Origin of the sequence: Pseudomonas sp. St29 (assembly GCF_001547915.1) — a bacterium.
Lineage (GTDB): Bacteria > Pseudomonadota > Gammaproteobacteria > Pseudomonadales > Pseudomonadaceae > Aquipseudomonas.
The window spans coordinates 5,773,996-5,790,843 of record NZ_AP014628.1; the positions used below are offsets into that span (position 1 = coordinate 5,773,996).

Genomic DNA, 16,848 nt, shown 5'->3' on the forward strand with positions numbered 1-16,848 from the left:
AACCTGAAACGGAGCGTACCCACGCTCCGTTTTCGTTTCCGCCGCTCCCTGCAGGAGCGAGCCCGCTCGCGAAAGCGCTCCCCCCCGAAGACATCGTCGCCCGGGGGCCAGACGAAGTAACATCCGCTCCATGACTGCCTGCACATCCTCCTCGTACATCGGGCGCTTCGCCCCCACCCCCAGTGGCTACCTGCACTTCGGTTCGCTGGTGGCGGCCCTGGCGTCCTACCTGGATGCCCGCGCCGTCGGCGGCCGCTGGCTGGTGCGCATGGACGACCTCGACCCGCCCCGGGAAGAGCCCGGCGCCCAGGCGGCGATCCTCAAGGCCCTGGAAAGCTACGGCTTCGAATGGGACGGCGACATGGTCCGTCAGAGCGAGCGCCACGCGGCCTATGCCGAGGTTCTCAATCGCTTGTTCAACCAGGGGCTGGCCTATGCCTGCACCTGCTCACGCAAACAGCTGGAGCCCTACCACGGCATCTACCCGGGCCTGTGTCGCAACCTCGGCCATGCCCGGGAGCATGCAGCGATCCGCCTGCGCGTTCCGGAGCTGGAGTACCGCTTCACCGACCGGGTCCAGGGCGAGTACCACCAGCACCTGGGCCGGGATGTGGGGGACTTCGTGATCCAGCGCCGGGATGGCCTCTATGCTTATCAATTGGCCGTGGTGCTGGATGATGCGTGGCAAGGCGTCACCGACATCGTCCGCGGTTCGGACCTGCTGGACTCCACACCGCGTCAGTTGTACCTGCAGGAGTTGCTGGGGCTGTCCCAGCCGCGCTACCTGCATGTGCCACTGATCACTCAGCCGGACGGCCACAAACTGGGCAAGTCCTACCGCTCGCCGCCACTGACCGAAGATCAGGCGCCGCCCTTGCTGTTGCGGGCGCTGCGGGCCCTGGGGCAGAAACCGCCAAGCGAACTGGCCGATGCCAGCGTGGCCGAGATCATGCGCTGGGGCATCGCGCACTGGGATGCCAGCTTGATTCCCCGCACGCCGAGCCTGCCGGAAGCGCAATTGAGCTGACGCCCCTTGCAGCCTGGCGCCCATCCGTTACCATCGCCGCACGTTTTCGGGCACGCACACAATAAAGAGAGGCCGAGATGTACATCTATCGCTTGGTCCTGCTCCTGGTAGTGGGGATCTATCTGTTTTCCCCCGCCATCATGGATTGGTGGATCGATGCTACTGGCGCCTGGTATCGCCCGTATCTGCTCTGGCTGATTCTGATCGTCGTGACCTTCATCCTGCAGAGCCAAAAAGATGCCGATGAGCTTTAGCCTGACCCAGATGATCCTGATCAGCGCCGCCTACTTGCTGGTGCTGTTCGGGGTGGCCTGGATCAGTGAGCGCGGCATGATTCCGCGCTCGATCATTCGCCACCCGTTGACCTACACCCTGTCGCTGGGGGTCTATGCCAGCGCCTGGGCCTTCTACGGCACAGTGGGCCTGGCCTATCAATACGGCTACGGCTTTCTCTCCAGCTACCTGGGGGTGTCCGGTGCCTTCCTGCTGGCGCCGGTGCTGCTCTATCCGATCCTCAAGATCACTCGCACCTACCAGCTGTCATCCCTGGCGGATCTGTTCGCCTTCCGTTTTCGCAGCACCTGGGCCGGCGCCCTGACCACCATCTTCATGCTGGTGGGGGTCCTGCCCCTGCTGGCTCTGCAGATCCAGGCGGTGGCCGACTCCATCGGCATCCTCACCCATGAGCCGGTGCAGCACCGCGTGGCGCTGAGCTTCTGCGCGCTGATCACCCTGTTCACGATTTTCTTCGGCTCCCGGCACATCGCGACCCGGGAAAAGCACGAAGGCCTGGTGTTCGCCATCGCCTTTGAATCGGTGATCAAACTGATCGCCATCGGCGGCGTCGGCCTCTATGCGTTGTACGGGGTCTTCGATGGGCCGCAACAGCTGGAGCTCTGGCTGCTGCAGAACCAGACCGCCCTCGCCGCGCTGCATACGCCCCTGCAAGAAGGTCCATGGCGCACTCTGCTGCTGGTGTTCTTCGCCTCGGCCATCGTCATGCCGCACATGTACCACATGACCTTTACCGAAAACCTCAACCCCCGCGCCCTGGTCAGCGCCAGCTGGGGCCTGCCGCTGTTCCTGCTGCTGATGAGCCTGGCGGTGCCGCTGATTCTCTGGGCCGGACTCAAACTCGGCGCCACCACCAATCCGGAATACTTCACCCTGGGCATCGGCATTGCCGCCAACAGCCCGGCCCTGGCCCTGCTGGCCTATGTCGGTGGCCTTTCCGCAGCCAGCGGCCTGATCATCGTCACCACCCTGGCCTTGTCGGGGATGGCCCTGAACCATCTGGTGCTGCCGCTCTATCAGCCGCCGGCGGAAGGCAACATCTATCGTTGGCTGAAATGGACCCGCCGCGCCCTGATCGTCGCCATCATCATGGCCGGCTATGCCTTCTATCTGCTGCTGGGGGCCGAGCAGGACCTGGCCAATCTGGGAATCGTCGCCTTCGTCGCCACCCTGCAATTTCTGCCGGGCGTGCTGTCGGTGCTGTACTGGCCGACCGCCAACCGGCGTGGTTTCATCGCCGGGCTACTGGCCGGGATCCTGGTGTGGCTGGTGACCATGCTGCTGCCGTTGATCGGCAACCTGCAGGGGTTCTATATCCCGCTGCTGAACATGATCTACGTCCTCGACGACACCAGCTGGCACATGGCAGCCATCGCTTCGCTGGCCGCCAACGTGCTGATGTTCACCCTGATCTCGCTGTTCACCAACGCCAGCAGCGAGGAAGCCAGCGCCGCCGAAGCCTGCGCCGTGGACAACGTGCGGCGCCCGCAACGACGGGAACTGCATGCCGCCTCGCCCCAGGAATTCGCCACCCAACTGGCCAAGCCGCTGGGAGCCAAGGCCGCGCAAAAGGAAGTGGAACAGGCCCTGCGCGACCTCTACCTGCCCTTCGACGAGCGTCGGCCTTACGCCTTGCGGCGCCTGCGGGACCGCATCGAAGCCAACCTCTCTGGGCTGATGGGACCAAGTGTTGCCCAGGACATGGTAGAGACCTTCCTGCCCTACAAGGCCGGCGGAGAAAACTACGTCACCGAGGACATCCACTTCATCGAAAGCCGGCTGGAGGACTATCACTCGCGCCTGACCGGCCTGGCAGCCGAACTCGATGCCCTGCGTCGCTACCACCGGCAAACCCTGCAGGAACTGCCGATGGGTGTCTGCTCCCTGGCCAAGGACCAAGAAATCCTGATGTGGAACAAGGCCATGGAGGAGCTGACCGGCATTCCTGCGCAACACGTGGTGGGGTCGCGCCTGAGCACCATCGCCAACCCATGGAAGGATTTGCTGCAAGGTTTCATCAATCTGCCGGACGAACACTTGCACAAGCAGCACCTGGCCCTCGATGGCCAGACCCGCTGGCTGAACCTGCACAAGGCGGCCATCGACGAGCCCCTGGCCCCGGGCAACAGCGGCCTGGTGCTGCTGGTGGAAGACCTCACCGAAACCCAGACCCTGGAAGACAAACTGGTGCACTCCGAGCGCCTGGCCAGCATCGGGCGCCTGGCCGCCGGGGTCGCTCACGAGATCGGCAACCCGATCACCGGCATTGCCTGCCTGGCGCAGAACCTGCGGGAAGAGCGCGAGGAGGACGGCGAACTGACGGAGATCAGCGAGCAGATTCTCGAACAGACCAAACGCATCTCGCGCATCGTGCAGTCGTTGATGAGCTTCGCCCACGCCGGCAGCCACCAGCACAACGACGAAGCCGTGTGCCTGGCCGAAGTCGCTCAGGATGCCATTGGCCTGCTGGCCCTGAACCGACGCAATTTCGAAGTGCAGTTCTTCAATCTGTGCGATCCCGACCACTGGGTCGATGGCGATCCTCAACGCCTCGCCCAGGTGCTGATCAACCTGCTTTCCAACGCCCGCGACGCCTCCCCTCCCGGCAGCGCGGTACGCGTCAAGAGCGAGGCTTTCGAGCACACGGTCGACCTGATCGTGGAGGACGAAGGCAGCGGCATTCCCAAGAACATCATGGACCGGTTGTTCGAACCGTTTTTCACCACCAAGGACCCTGGAGAAGGCACCGGACTGGGCCTTGCACTGGTCTATTCCATCGTTGAAGAGCATTATGGACAAATCACCATCGACAGCCCGGCCGATCTACAAAGCCAGCGCGGCACCCGTATCCGGGTGACCTTGCCGCGTCATGTCGAAGCGACGTCCGCTGTGAACTGAGACCGTCGAGAGAATTGAATCAATGCCGCATATTCTGATCGTCGAAGACGAAACCATTATCCGCTCCGCCCTGCGCCGTCTGTTGGAACGCAACCAGTATCAGGTCAGCGAAGCCGGCTCAGTGCAGGAAGCCCAGGAACGCTTCAGCATCCCCACGTTCGATCTGATCGTCAGTGACCTGCGCCTGCCGGGTGCTCCGGGCACCGAACTGATCAAGCTCGGCCAGGGCACTCCGGTGCTGATCATGACCAGCTACGCCAGCCTGCGCTCAGCCGTGGACTCGATGAAGATGGGCGCGGTGGACTATATCGCCAAGCCTTTCGACCACGATGAGATGCTCCAGGCCGTGGCGCGAATCCTTCGGGATCGGCAAAGCGCCGAGAACGCAGCGCCAGATCGCCCAGCGGGCAAGGCCGGGGCGACCGCGGACAAGGCCGTTGCCGGCAACAGCAACGGTGAAATCGGCATCATCGGTTCCTGTCCGCCCATGCAGGACATGTACAGCAAGATCCGCAAGGTCGCGCCGACAGACTCCAATGTCCTGATCCAGGGCGAATCCGGCACCGGCAAAGAGCTGGTGGCCCGGGCGCTGCACAACCTGTCCAAGCGCGCCAAGGCGCCGATGATCTCGGTGAACTGCGCCGCCATCCCGGAAACCCTGATCGAATCCGAACTGTTCGGCCACGAGAAAGGCGCCTTCACCGGCGCCAGTGCCGGTCGTGCCGGCCTGGTGGAAGCGGCAGACGGCGGCACCCTCTTCCTTGACGAAATCGGTGAGCTGCCGTTGGAAGCCCAGGCCCGCCTGCTGCGCGTCCTGCAGGAAGGCGAGATCCGCCGGGTAGGTTCGGTGCAGTCGCAAAAAGTCGACGTGCGCCTGATAGCAGCGACTCACCGCGACCTGAAGAGCCTGTCGAAAATCGGCCAGTTCCGTGAAGACCTGTACTACCGCCTGCACGTGATCGCCTTGAAACTGCCAGCCCTGCGCGAGCGGGGGGCCGACGTCAATGAAATCGCCAACGCCTTCCTGGCTCGACAGAGTGCGCGCATCGGTCGTTCGGACCTGAGGTTCGCCGCCGACGCCGAACAGGCGATCCGTCATTACTCCTGGCCGGGGAACGTGCGTGAGCTGGAGAACGCAGTCGAGCGTGCGGTGATCTTGTGCGAAAGCCCGGAGATCTCAGCTGACCTGCTGGGCATCGATATCGAATTGAGCGACCTGGAAGACGACGACTTCGTCGGCCTGGCGCCACAACCGGGTAACACCAGCCACGAACCTACGGAAGACCTGTCCCTGGAGGACTACTTCCAGCATTTCGTTCTTGAGCACCAGGACCACATGACCGAGACCGAGCTGGCACGCAAGCTTGGGGTCAGCCGCAAATGCCTGTGGGAGCGGCGCCAGCGTCTGGGCATCCCGCGCCGCAAGAGCGGGGTCGCCAGCGAAAGCTGAACCGAGGCTGTCGAATGTGCGGGTGACATTCGACAAAATGCAAAAAACTGTTACCCACATCATTGGACGTAACAAAAGCCGGGGCTAAAGGTAACGAAGCCCCGGTTTTTTTTCGTCTGAATAACAGTGCCAGAGGCTCCTAACCCCTTGTTTTACTGGGGATCGCAAAAGTTGGCACGGCACCTGCTATATGTTTGGTACAAGAACAATAACAAGCAATGCACAAGACAATAAAAATAAGACGAATCGACTCACGCACAATAAAAACAACACGGCGGAGGCGCAGCTAACTGATTCTTTTGGAGAGGCGTTGTATTTGGGGCTTGCCCCACAACCAGGCCGAGAACAACAAAAACTGCCCTAAGGCAGAGCCTGAACTGGTTGGATCGAAAGGTCATTGCAACTCAGCGATCAAAGCAATCCGTTTGCTCTTGGCTCCCGATTGGGAGCGTCACACTGGGTAAACCAGGTGACGAGGGCGATCAACAAAAACAAGAAGCCCAAAACCAATAATAAAAATAGAGCACGCAACTATTCTGGGGGAGCTTCGGCTCCCCTTGTGGTTTGTGCAATTCGTATTCCCCCCCCCCGACGCAACCCTCGCCGCCCCAGTAACACGCGGTTTTGGCCAGACCTACACAAGTCGCGGCAGCTTCCTACACCATCCTTCGACTAAATGCTAGAATCCCGGCCCATCATGCGGTCATTCTTCGTTTTGGCCGAACATTCCTTCAAACAGTGCATCCCATGCTGAAGAAGCTGTTCCAGTCATTCCGTTCTCCCTTGCGTCGTACGCAACACCAACGCAGCACCCCTGAAGTGCTCAATAGCAGCCAACATTCGCTGCAACGTGCCCAATTCAGCCGGTATGCGGTGAATATCGTCGAGCGCCTGCAGAACGCCGGCTACCAGGCTTACCTGGTGGGTGGCTGCGTGCGCGACATGCTGCTCAACATCACCCCCAAGGACTTCGACGTCGCCACCAGTGCCACACCGGAACAGGTCAAGGCCGAGTTTCGTAACGCGCGGATCATTGGCCGTCGTTTCAAGTTGGTGCACATTCACTTCGGTCGCGAAATCATCGAGGTCGCGACCTTCCGCGCCAACCACCCGCAGAACGACGACGAGGAGGACAGCAACCAATCCTCCCGCAACGAAAGCGGGCGAATCCTGCGGGACAACGTCTACGGCACCCTGGAAGAAGATGCGCAACGCCGTGACTTCACCATCAATGCCCTGTACTACGATCCGGTCAGCGAGCGCATCCTCGACTACGCCAATGGCGTACACGACATTCGCAACAACCTGATCCGCCTGATCGGCGATCCTCGCCAGCGCTACCAGGAAGACCCGGTGCGGATGCTGCGGGCCGTGCGCTTCGCGGCAAAACTGAACTTCGGAATCGAAAAGCACACCGCGACGCCGATCCGTGAACTGGCGCCCATGCTGCGGGAGATCCCCTCGGCGCGCCTGTTCGAGGAAGTGCTCAAGCTGTTCCTCTCCGGCTACGCTGCCGACACCTTCGAAATGCTGGTGGACCTGCAACTGTTCGATCCGTTGTTCCCGGCCAGCGCCGAAGCCCTGGAATACAACCCGACCTACACCCACACGCTGATCAGCGAAGCCCTGATCAACACCGACTTGCGGATCAAGCAGAACAAGCCGGTGACCCCAGCCTTCCTGTTCGCCGCCCTGCTCTGGCCCGCCCTGCCGGCCCGGGTGCTGCGCCTGCAGGAACGTGGCATGCCGCCGATCCCGGCCATGCAGGAAGCGGCTCACGAGCTGATCGCCGAACAGTGCCAGCGCATTGCCATTCCCAAGCGCTTCACCATGCCGATCCGCGAGATCTGGGACATGCAAGAGCGCTTGCCGCGCCGCAGCGGCAAGCGCGCCGACCTGCTGCTGGATAACCCGCGTTTCCGTGCCGGCTATGACTTCCTGCTGCTGCGGGAAAGCGCCGGTGAGCAGACCGATGGCCTGGGTGAATGGTGGACCGATTACCAGGACGCCAATGATGCCGAACGTCGGGACATGATCCGCGAACTGAGCGGCAAGGAAGATGCCAGCGGTGCCCCTCGCAAACGCCGGCGCAGCAGCGGCGCCAAGCGCAAGCGTGCCGGCGGCTCCAACGCTTCGGGCGAATAGTGGATGGAACGTATCTACATCGGCATGGGCAGCAACCTGGCTGCCCCTGAAGAGCAACTGCGCAGCGCCGTCGAGGCCCTGGCGCAGTTGCCCGACAGCCAACTGCGCGGCGTCTCGGCCTTCTATCAAAGCGACTCCCTGCTTCCGGGCCAACCGCGCTACACCAATGCCGTGGCGGCGCTGGACAGCAACCTCGAACCCCTGGCGCTGCTCGATGCCCTGCAGGCGATCGAAAACCAGCAGGGGCGCGAGCGCAACGAGCGCTGGGGGCCACGCACCCTGGACCTGGACATCCTCCTGTTCGGTGACCGTCTGCTCGACGAACCCCGTCTCAAAGTGCCTCATTACCACATGCACGCCCGTCCCTTTGTCCTCTATCCCCTGGCGGAACTGGCCCCTGCCGAGTTACGGCTGGCCGACGGGCGCAGCCTCAAGGCACTGCTCGCCGCCTGCCCATTTGTCGGCCTGGAACGCCTGGCCTGAAGGCTGAAACGGATCAGTAACGGCGGTAACACTCGCGGCGTAACAAGGCGGTAACACATCTAATTGACTTCCCGAGTCCTCATCACGACTATAGGCGTCCCGTTGCCGCCATCCCGGCGTTAAAGGGCGCAATTCAAGCGAGGCTTGTTCGCGGCGACCCCAGGAAACGTTAGGCCAAGGCGCTTGTGCAACGGCGGTGGCACCCGCTGGTACAGAGCACCTTCTGGGCACAGAATGATGTGCGCAAGAGCGCCAAGACGAGTCCCGGCCGCACTTTCAAATCGCTTGGAACCAGGCTGTATAAGCACGACAAAAGACCGTGCGCCTGAAAAACGAAGAATCACGCGCGTTACTCGCAGTAGTTTCCAAAGCGCCTGAAATGAGGACCCCTTTTCATGCCAGACATCACTCTGACCACCCTGCAAAGCCTCAAGCAGAAAGGTGAAAAAATCACCATGCTGACCTGCTATGACGCGACCTTCGCCCACACCTGCTGTGAGGCCGGTGTCGAAGTCCTGCTGGTAGGCGACTCCCTGGGCATGGTGTTGCAAGGGCACGACAGCACCCTGCCCGTCAGCAACGCCGACATGGCCTATCACGTCGCAGCGGTCAAACGCGGCAACAACGGGGCACTGATCCTCGCCGACCTGCCTTTCATGTCCTACGCCACCCCCGAACAGGCACTGAGCAGTTCCGCCCAGCTGATGCAGGCCGGCGCGCACATGGTCAAGATCGAAGGCGCGGCCTGGCTGGCCGAATCGGTACGCCTGCTGAACGAACGCGGTGTTCCGGTGTGCGTGCACATGGGGCTGACGCCACAGACCGTGAATGTCCTGGGCGGCTACAAGGTCCAGGGGCGCAACGAGAGCCAGGCGCGGCAGATGCGTGCCGACGCCATTGCCCTGGAGCAGGCCGGTGCGGCCATGTTGCTGCTGGAATGCGTGCCCAGCGAGCTGGCGGCGGAAATCACCCAGGCGGTGAAGATCCCGGTGATCGGCATCGGTGCCGGCAGCGCCACCGACGGCCAGGTGCTGGTGCTCCACGACATGCTGGGCCTGTCCCTCAGCGGTCGCTCGCCCAAGTTCGTGAAAAACTTCATGGCTGGCCAAGACAGCATCCAGGCGGCCTTGAGCGCCTACGTCGCAGAAGTCAAAGCCGTTACCTTTCCAGGCGCCGAACACGGGTTCTCCGCATGAATACAGTTAAAACCGTGCGCGAATTGCGCGCAGCGGTCGCTCGCGCCCGCAGCGACGGCAAGCGGATCGGCTTCGTGCCCACCATGGGCAACCTGCACAGCGGCCACGCCGCGCTAGTGGCCAAGGCCGCTCAGCGCGTGGATTTCGTGGTGGCCAGCATCTTCGTCAACCCGCTGCAATTCGGCGCCGGCGAAGACCTGGACAAGTACCCGCGGACCCTGGCTGCCGATCAGGAAAAACTGCTCGAAGCCGGCTGCCATCTGTTGTTCGCCCCCAGCGTCGAAGAAATGTATCCCGACGGCATGGCCGGACAGACCCGGGTCAGCGTGCCGCAACTGTCCGAGGGCCTGTGCGGTGCCAGCCGTCCCGGCCATTTCGAGGGCGTGGCCACGGTGGTCAGCAAGCTGTTCAACATGGTCCAGCCCGATCTGGCGGTATTCGGCCAGAAGGACTACCAGCAACTGGCCGTCATTCGCGCCCTGGTGCATGACCTGAACATGCCGATCCAGATCATCGGTGAACCGACCGTACGCGCCGATGACGGCCTGGCGCTGTCCTCGCGCAACGGTTACCTGAGCCCGGAACAGCGTGCCATTGCCCCGGCGCTGTACCGGAGCCTGCAGCAGATTGCCCAGGCCATCCGCGGTGGCGAACGCGATTATCCGAAGCTGCTGGCCGAGCAACAGCAGCAACTGGAAGCCGCCGGCCTGCGCCGGGACTACCTGGAAATCCGTCACGCGAAAAACCTGCGTCCCGCCACCGCCGAAGACCGCGATGTGGTGATTCTGGTCGCAGCGTATCTGGGCTCCACCCGTCTGATCGACAACCTGCATCTGGACCTCGATACACCGGCATAAGCACCTGATTGCCCGAACCCCAACCTTCGGGCAAACTGCCGCCGGCTGGGGCCTGCAGCCAATACTGCAAGCCCCGTTCGAGGACCCGACCGAGGAATGTCCATGCATGCCATCTTGCCCAAGGTGCAACCGGGCGGCTCAAGCTTCAACCGCCCCGGTTGCGGATACTCCCCCGGTGATGCACTGGACCTTGCCAGAACCGGGCTCCCGGCCCAGGCCAGCCGATTCACCCCCTATTATTCCCACTGAAAACCCCTTTGCCGCCCTGATTGGCTGCGCAAGTACAAAATAGTACCGGCCACAAGTCGGACAAAGCCAAGACAGAACAGCACGCCGGGGTTACTGTTATCGCCCTGGGTGATTAATCGAATCAGCACAGGGCTGAGCGAACGAGGTCCTCGGGACCATGCAGGACGTTCCAGGCTTTTCAGTGTCCAAAAGGCAGTTCAAGCAAAAGGAAAACCGCAGCGATGGCGTACTACCGCACTCCTCACGACGTTACCGCTCTGCCCGCCTGGCAAGCGTTGAAAGACCACCGCCAAGCCATGCAGGATTTCAGCATGCGCGAGGCGTTCAATGCCGATCCACAGCGCTTCAGCCAATTCACCCTGAGCAGCTGCGGACTGTTTCTCGATTACTCGAAGAACCTGATCACCAGCCAGACCCGCGACCTGCTGGTGAACCTGGCCAAGGAAGTCGGCCTGGCCGATGCCATCAAGTCCATGCTCACCGGCGAGCTGGTCAACGCCTCCGAAGGCCGTCCGGCCCTGCACACCGCGCTGCGCCGTCCGGTTGGCGACAAACTGTCGGTGAACGGCGTCAACGTGATGCCGGAAGTGCACAAGGTACTGAACCAGATCACCGAGCTGGTGGGGCGCATCCACGACGGCCTGTGGCGCGGCTACACCGAGAAGCCCATCACCGACGTGGTGAACATCGGCATCGGCGGCTCCTTCCTCGGCCCGGAACTGGTATCCGAAGCCCTGCTGTCCTACGCCCAGAAAGGCGTGCGCTGCCACTACCTGGCGAACATCGACGGCAGTGAGTTCCATGAGCTTTCGGCGAAGATCCGCGCGGAAACCACGCTGTTCATCGTCTCATCCAAGTCCTTCAATACCCTCGAAACCCTGAAGAACGCCCAAGCAGCGCGGGCCTGGTATCTGGCGCAAGGCGGCTCCGAAGCCGAACTGCATCGCCACTTCATCGCCGTGTCGAGCAACAACGCCGCCGCGGTGGCCTTCGGGATTCGCGAAGAGAACATCTTCCCGATGTGGGATTGGGTCGGCGGGCGCTACTCGCTGTGGTCCGCCATCGGCCTGCCGATCGCCCTGGCCATCGGCATGTCCAACTTCAAGGAACTGCTGTCCGGTGCCTACACCATGGACCAGCATTTCCAGAGCGCGCCGTTCGAACAGAACATGCCGGTGCTGCTGGCCCTGCTGGGGGTGTGGTACGGCAACTTCTGGGGCGCGCAAAGCCACGCGATCCTGCCGTACGACCACTACCTGCGCAACATCACCAAGCACCTGCAGCAGTTGGACATGGAGTCCAACGGCAAGAGTGTGCGCCAGGACGGCACGCCGGTGGCCACCGACACGGGCCCGGTGATCTGGGGCGGCGTCGGTTGCAACGGCCAGCACGCCTATCACCAGTTGCTGCACCAGGGCACCCAGCTGATTCCGGCCGACTTCATCGTGCCGATCGTCAGCTTCAACCCGGTGGCCGACCACCATCAATGGCTGTACGCCAACTGCCTGTCCCAGAGCCAGGCACTGATGCTGGGCAAGACCCGTGCCGAAGCCGAGAGCGAATTGCGCGATAAGGGCCTGAGCGAAGCCGACGTGGCCAGGCTGGCGCCGCACAAAGTCATCCCCGGCAACCGCCCGAGCAACACCCTGGTGGTCGAGCGCATCAGCCCGCGGCGCCTGGGCGCCCTGGTGGCGCTGTACGAACACAAGGTCTTCGTGCAAAGCGTGGTCTGGGGCATCAACGCCTTCGACCAGTGGGGCGTAGAGCTCGGCAAGGAGCTGGGCAAAGGCGTCTACAACCGTCTGGTCGGCAGCGATGAAACCCTGGCCGACGACGCCTCGACCCAAGGCCTGATCAACTACTTCCGCGGTCGTCACCGCGGCTGATCAGCCTTTCCTGCCCCGGGAGCCGCCACGCCGGCTCCCGTCCGGGCCCCTCTTGAACCTTCCTGACACTTGTGCGCAACCTTATGACTTGTCGCAAAACAAGAATAAGGAACCGTCATGTTCGATATCAGCACTTTTCCCAAAGCCGATGCCGTCCGCCGGGCGGCACAAATGAGTCAGGACGACTACCAGCACCTCTACCGTCAATCCATAGAACATTCGGACCAGTTCTGGGCCGAGCAGGCCAAGCGCTTCCTGCACTGGAGCAGCCCGTGGGACAGCGTGCACAGGCATGACATGCGCACCGGCGAGGCCAGTTGGTTCAGCGGCGGCCAGCTCAACGTCAGCTACAACTGCATCGATCGTCATCTGGAAAAACGCGGCGATCAGGCCGCCATCATCTGGGAAGGCGACAACCCCGCCGACTCCAAGCGCATCACCTACAAAGCACTTCACGAGCATGTCTGCCGCCTGGCCAACGTGCTGAAAAGCCGTGGCGTGAAGAAAGGCGACCGGGTGTGCATCTACATGCCGATGATTCCCGAAGTAGCCTACGCCATGCTTGCCTGCACCCGGATCGGCGCCGTGCATTCGGTGGTGTTCGGCGGCTTCTCACCGGAGGCTCTGCGCGACCGGATTCTCAATGCCGACTGCCGCACCGTGATCACCGCCGATGAAGGCGTGCGTGGCGGCAAATGGGTCCCGCTGAAGAACAACGTCGACAAGGCCCTGCTCAGTTGCCCCGATGTCAGCAGCGTGGTGGTGGTCGAACGCACCGGCAGCTCGGTGAACTGGGTAGAAGGTCGCGACATCCACTACGAACAGGCCGTGGCCGCGGCCAGCGACCAGTGCCCCGCCGAACCGATGGACGCCGAAGATCCGCTGTTCATCCTCTACACCTCCGGCAGCACCGGCAAACCCAAGGGCGTGCTGCACACCACCGGCGGCTATCTGCTGCAGGCGGCCATGACCTTCAAGTACGTGCTGGACTACCGTGATGGCGAGATCTTCTGGTGCACCGCCGACGTCGGCTGGGTCACCGGCCACAGCTACATCCTCTATGGCCCCCTGGCCAACGGTGCGACCACGCTAATCTTCGAAGGCGTACCCAACTACCCCAGCACCTCGCGTTTCTGGGAGGTGGTGGACAAGCACCAGGTCAACATCTTCTACACCGCCCCCACCGCCTTGCGGGCGCTGATGCGCGAAGGCAGCGACCCCGTGCAGCGCACCTCCCGCAGCAGCCTGCGGCTCTTGGGCAGCGTCGGCGAGCCGATCAACCCGGAAGCCTGGGAGTGGTATTTCAATGTCGTGGGCGAGCAGCGCTGCCCGATTGTCGATACCTGGTGGCAGACCGAAACCGGCGGCATCATGCTCAGCCCCCTGGTCAGCGCCCGACAGGTCAAACCCGGCTGCGCCTCGACCCCGATGTTCGGCGTACAACCGGTGCTGCTGGACGACCAGGGCAAGGAGATCCAGGGCGTCGGCAGCGGCATCCTGGCGATCAAGGCCAGCTGGCCGGCGCAGATCCGCGGCGTCTACGGCGATCCCAAGCGCATGGTCGAAACCTACTTCGCGCCTTACCCCGGCTACTACTTCACCGGCGACGGCGCCCGGCGCGACGAGGATGGCAGCTACTGGATCACCGGACGCATCGACGACGTGATCAACGTCTCCGGGCACCGCATCGGCACCGCCGAAGTGGAAAGCGCGCTGGTGCTCCACGACAGCATCGCCGAGGCCGCCGTGGTCGGTTACCCCCACGACCTCAAGGGCCAGGGGATCTACGCCTTCGTCACGCCCATGCAGGGTGTCGAACCCAGCGAGGAACTGAAGAAGGAACTGCTGGCCCTGGTCAGCCGCGAGATCGGCAGCTTTGCCAAACCGGAGCTGATCCAGTGGGCCCCGGCCCTGCCGAAAACTCGCTCGGGCAAGATCATGCGGCGTATCCTGCGCAAGATCGCCTGCAACGAGCTGGACACCCTGGGCGACACTTCGACCCTGGCGGACCCCAGCGTGGTGGAAGGCCTGATCGACAAGCGCCTGAACGCTTGAGACCGGCGCGGCCAAGGCCGCGCCCTTTTTTCACTCTCCGCACCGAGCTGTCATGGAATTCATTCGCAGCCGTATCGAAAGCCAGGTCATGAGCCTGTCCGGCCTCTCGCTGGGCCAACTGGATCTGGAAAACCCCAAGGGCGACCCCGGCCTGTTCGGGCCGGGATCGGTCAGTTGGCAGGTGCACGCCGACTTCAGCAGCATGCTGATCGGCGGCATCAGCGCCCTGCTGTTGCAGGCCCTGCATCCCCTGGCCCTGGCCGGAGTCTGGGACCATTCGAATTTTCGCCAGGACATGATCGGTCGCCTGCGCCGCACCGGGCAGTTCATTTCCGGCACCACCTTTGGCTCCCGTCAGGACGCCGAGTGGCTGATCGACAAAGTGCGCAACATCCACCTGCACATCGTCGGCACCGCCCCGGATGGCCGTCCTTATGCCGCCAGCGATCCGGACCTGCTGACCTGGGTGCATGTGGCGGAAGTCAGCAGTTTTCTCGCCGCGCACCTGCGCTACCTCAACCCTCGCCTGTCCGGGGCTGACCAGGATCGCTACTACGACGAGATCGCCCTGATTGCCGAACGCCTCGGAGCCCGGGACGTGCCCCGCTCACGGCGGGCAGTCGCCGATTACCTGCAAGCCATGCGTCCACAGCTGCTGTGCGACGAGCGCAGCCACGAAGTGCTGCGTCTGCTCCAGGCCGCCCCCGCCCCCAGCCGACTGGCCAAGCCCTTTGGCTCACTGATGATGCAGGCCGGTATCGACCTGTTGCCGGACTGGGCCAGCGCCATGCTCAAGGTCAATCAGAACCCACTGCAGCGCCAGTTGATTCGCGCCAGTGTCAAACGCAGTACGCCGATGCTGCGCTGGGCGGTGCGCGACAGTTCGGTGCACCGGGCAAAACGGCGCATGGGCCTGTAGAAACACGACCGCTCAAGCACAACCCGACCGGCCGGTTCGCGATTGGCCGGTCCCAGGACTTGTGTGCAACCATGATTTCCCCAATTTCAGGCGCCTGCGCCGGTCGCTCCACGAGCCCGCACCTTCACGGGCCCCTCCCCCCTAACCAGAGGATTCGAGCATGCAAGACGTCGTCATCGTTGCCGCCACCCGTACCGCCGTGGGCAGTTTCCAGGGCGCCTTGGCGGGCATTCCCGCCGTTGACCTGGGCGCCGCGGTGATCCGCCAGCTGCTGGCCCAGACCGGCATCGACCCGGCCCAGGTCGACGAAGTGATCATGGGCCAGGTACTCACCGCCGGCGCCGGGCAGAACCCCGCGCGCCAGGCCGCGATCAAGGCCGGCCTGCCCCACGCCGTGCCTGCCATGACCCTGAACAAGGTCTGCGGCTCGGGCCTCAAGGCCCTGCACCTGGCCGCCCAGGCCATCCGCTGCGGCGATGCCGAGGTGATGATCGCCGGCGGCCAGGAAAACATGAGCCTGTCCAACTACGTGCTGCCCGGCGCCCGCACCGGCCTGCGCATGGGGCACAGCCCGATGATCGATACCATGATCAGCGACGGCCTGTGGGACGCCTTCAACGACTACCACATGGGCATCACCGCCGAGAACCTGGTGGACAAATACGCCATCAGCCGTGAAGCCCAGGACGCCTTCGCCGCCGCGTCCCAGCAAAAAGCCGTGGCCGCCATCGAGGCCGGGCGTTTTGTCGACGAGATCACCCCGATCCTGATTCCCCAGCGCAAGGGCGAGCCGCTGAGTTTCGCCACCGACGAACAACCGCGCCCCGGCACCACCGCCGAGGCCCTGGCCAAGCTCAAGCCGGCGTTCAAGAAAGACGGCACGGTGACCGCCGGCAACGCCTCGTCGCTGAACGATGGCGCCGCCGCGGTCATGCTGATGAGCGCCAGCAAGGCCCGGGCCCTTGGCCTGCCGGTACTGGCCCGGATCGCCGCCTACGCCAACGCCGGGGTCGACCCGGCGATCATGGGCATCGGCCCGGTGTCGGCCACCCGCCGCTGCCTGGACAAGGCCGGCTGGACCCTGGACCAGCTGGACCTGATCGAAGCCAACGAAGCCTTCGCCGCGCAATCGCTGTCGGTCGGCAAGGAGCTGGAATGGGATGCGAGCAAGGTCAACGTCAACGGCGGCGCGATTGCCATCGGCCACCCGATTGGCGCGTCGGGCTGCCGGGTGCTGGTGACCCTGCTGCATGAAATGCTCAAGCGCGATGCCAAGAAAGGCCTGGCGACCCTGTGCATCGGCGGCGGCCAGGGCGTGGCACTGGCCATCGAACGCTAACCCCGCGCCCCTCCCCCCGCCCCCTGTGGCGGGCTTGCCAGCGAAGGCGT

General features: G+C 63.3%; 12 protein-coding genes. All 12 read left to right on the forward strand.

Going from position 1 to position 16,848, the window contains the following annotated elements:
* Positions 1-130: 130 nt before the first annotated feature.
* Complete coding sequence (gluQRS, locus tag PST29_RS25705) at positions 131-1,027, forward strand: tRNA glutamyl-Q(34) synthetase GluQRS (RefSeq protein ID WP_060844655.1); 897 nt, start codon at positions 131-133, stop codon at positions 1,025-1,027.
* A 77-nt stretch (positions 1,028-1,104) separates the two neighbouring features.
* On the forward strand, positions 1,105-1,281 hold the full coding sequence (locus tag PST29_RS32010) for a hypothetical protein (protein ID WP_003176118.1): 177 nt from the start codon (positions 1,105-1,107) through the stop codon (positions 1,279-1,281).
* A complete protein-coding gene (locus PST29_RS25710) occupies positions 1,265-4,219 on the forward strand; it encodes a sensor histidine kinase (RefSeq protein ID WP_161799193.1) in 2,955 nt (984 codons plus the stop codon). The genes PST29_RS32010 and PST29_RS25710 overlap by 17 nt, the downstream gene beginning before the upstream one ends.
* Before the next feature lie 22 nt (positions 4,220-4,241).
* Positions 4,242-5,669 (forward strand): sigma-54-dependent transcriptional regulator, encoded by a 1,428-nt coding sequence (locus PST29_RS25715; protein WP_060844656.1) that lies wholly within the window; start codon positions 4,242-4,244, stop codon positions 5,667-5,669.
* A gap of 747 nt (positions 5,670-6,416) precedes the next feature.
* Entirely contained in the window at positions 6,417-7,814 is a 1,398-nt protein-coding gene (locus PST29_RS25720; protein ID WP_060841127.1) for a polynucleotide adenylyltransferase PcnB, read from the forward strand.
* Positions 7,815-7,817: 3 nt separating this feature from the next.
* Positions 7,818-8,297: a 2-amino-4-hydroxy-6-hydroxymethyldihydropteridine diphosphokinase gene (folK, locus tag PST29_RS25725; RefSeq protein WP_060844657.1), complete on the forward strand. Its 480-nt coding sequence runs from the start codon at positions 7,818-7,820 to the stop codon at positions 8,295-8,297.
* A gap of 395 nt (positions 8,298-8,692) precedes the next feature.
* A complete protein-coding gene (gene panB, locus PST29_RS25730) occupies positions 8,693-9,493 on the forward strand; it encodes a 3-methyl-2-oxobutanoate hydroxymethyltransferase (protein ID WP_060841129.1) in 801 nt (266 codons plus the stop codon).
* Positions 9,490-10,350: a pantoate--beta-alanine ligase gene (gene panC / locus PST29_RS25735; protein WP_060844658.1), complete on the forward strand. Its 861-nt coding sequence runs from the start codon at positions 9,490-9,492 to the stop codon at positions 10,348-10,350. The genes panB and panC overlap by 4 nt, the downstream gene beginning before the upstream one ends.
* Before the next feature lie 470 nt (positions 10,351-10,820).
* On the forward strand, positions 10,821-12,485 hold the full coding sequence (pgi, locus tag PST29_RS25740) for a glucose-6-phosphate isomerase (protein ID WP_060841131.1): 1,665 nt from the start codon (positions 10,821-10,823) through the stop codon (positions 12,483-12,485).
* A gap of 117 nt (positions 12,486-12,602) precedes the next feature.
* Positions 12,603-14,540 carry an acetate--CoA ligase gene (gene acs / locus PST29_RS25745; RefSeq protein ID WP_060844659.1) on the forward strand — a complete coding sequence of 646 codons (1,938 nt, stop codon included), beginning with the start codon at positions 12,603-12,605 and terminating at the stop codon, positions 14,538-14,540.
* Positions 14,541-14,592: 52 nt separating this feature from the next.
* Entirely contained in the window at positions 14,593-15,459 is an 867-nt protein-coding gene (locus tag PST29_RS25750; protein WP_060841133.1) for an oxygenase MpaB family protein, read from the forward strand.
* A gap of 160 nt (positions 15,460-15,619) precedes the next feature.
* The gene (locus PST29_RS25755) at positions 15,620-16,798 is read left to right on the forward strand and encodes an acetyl-CoA C-acetyltransferase (protein ID WP_060844660.1); all 1,179 of its coding nucleotides are present in this window, start codon (positions 15,620-15,622) and stop codon (positions 16,796-16,798) included.
* Positions 16,799-16,848 lie beyond the last annotated feature (50 nt).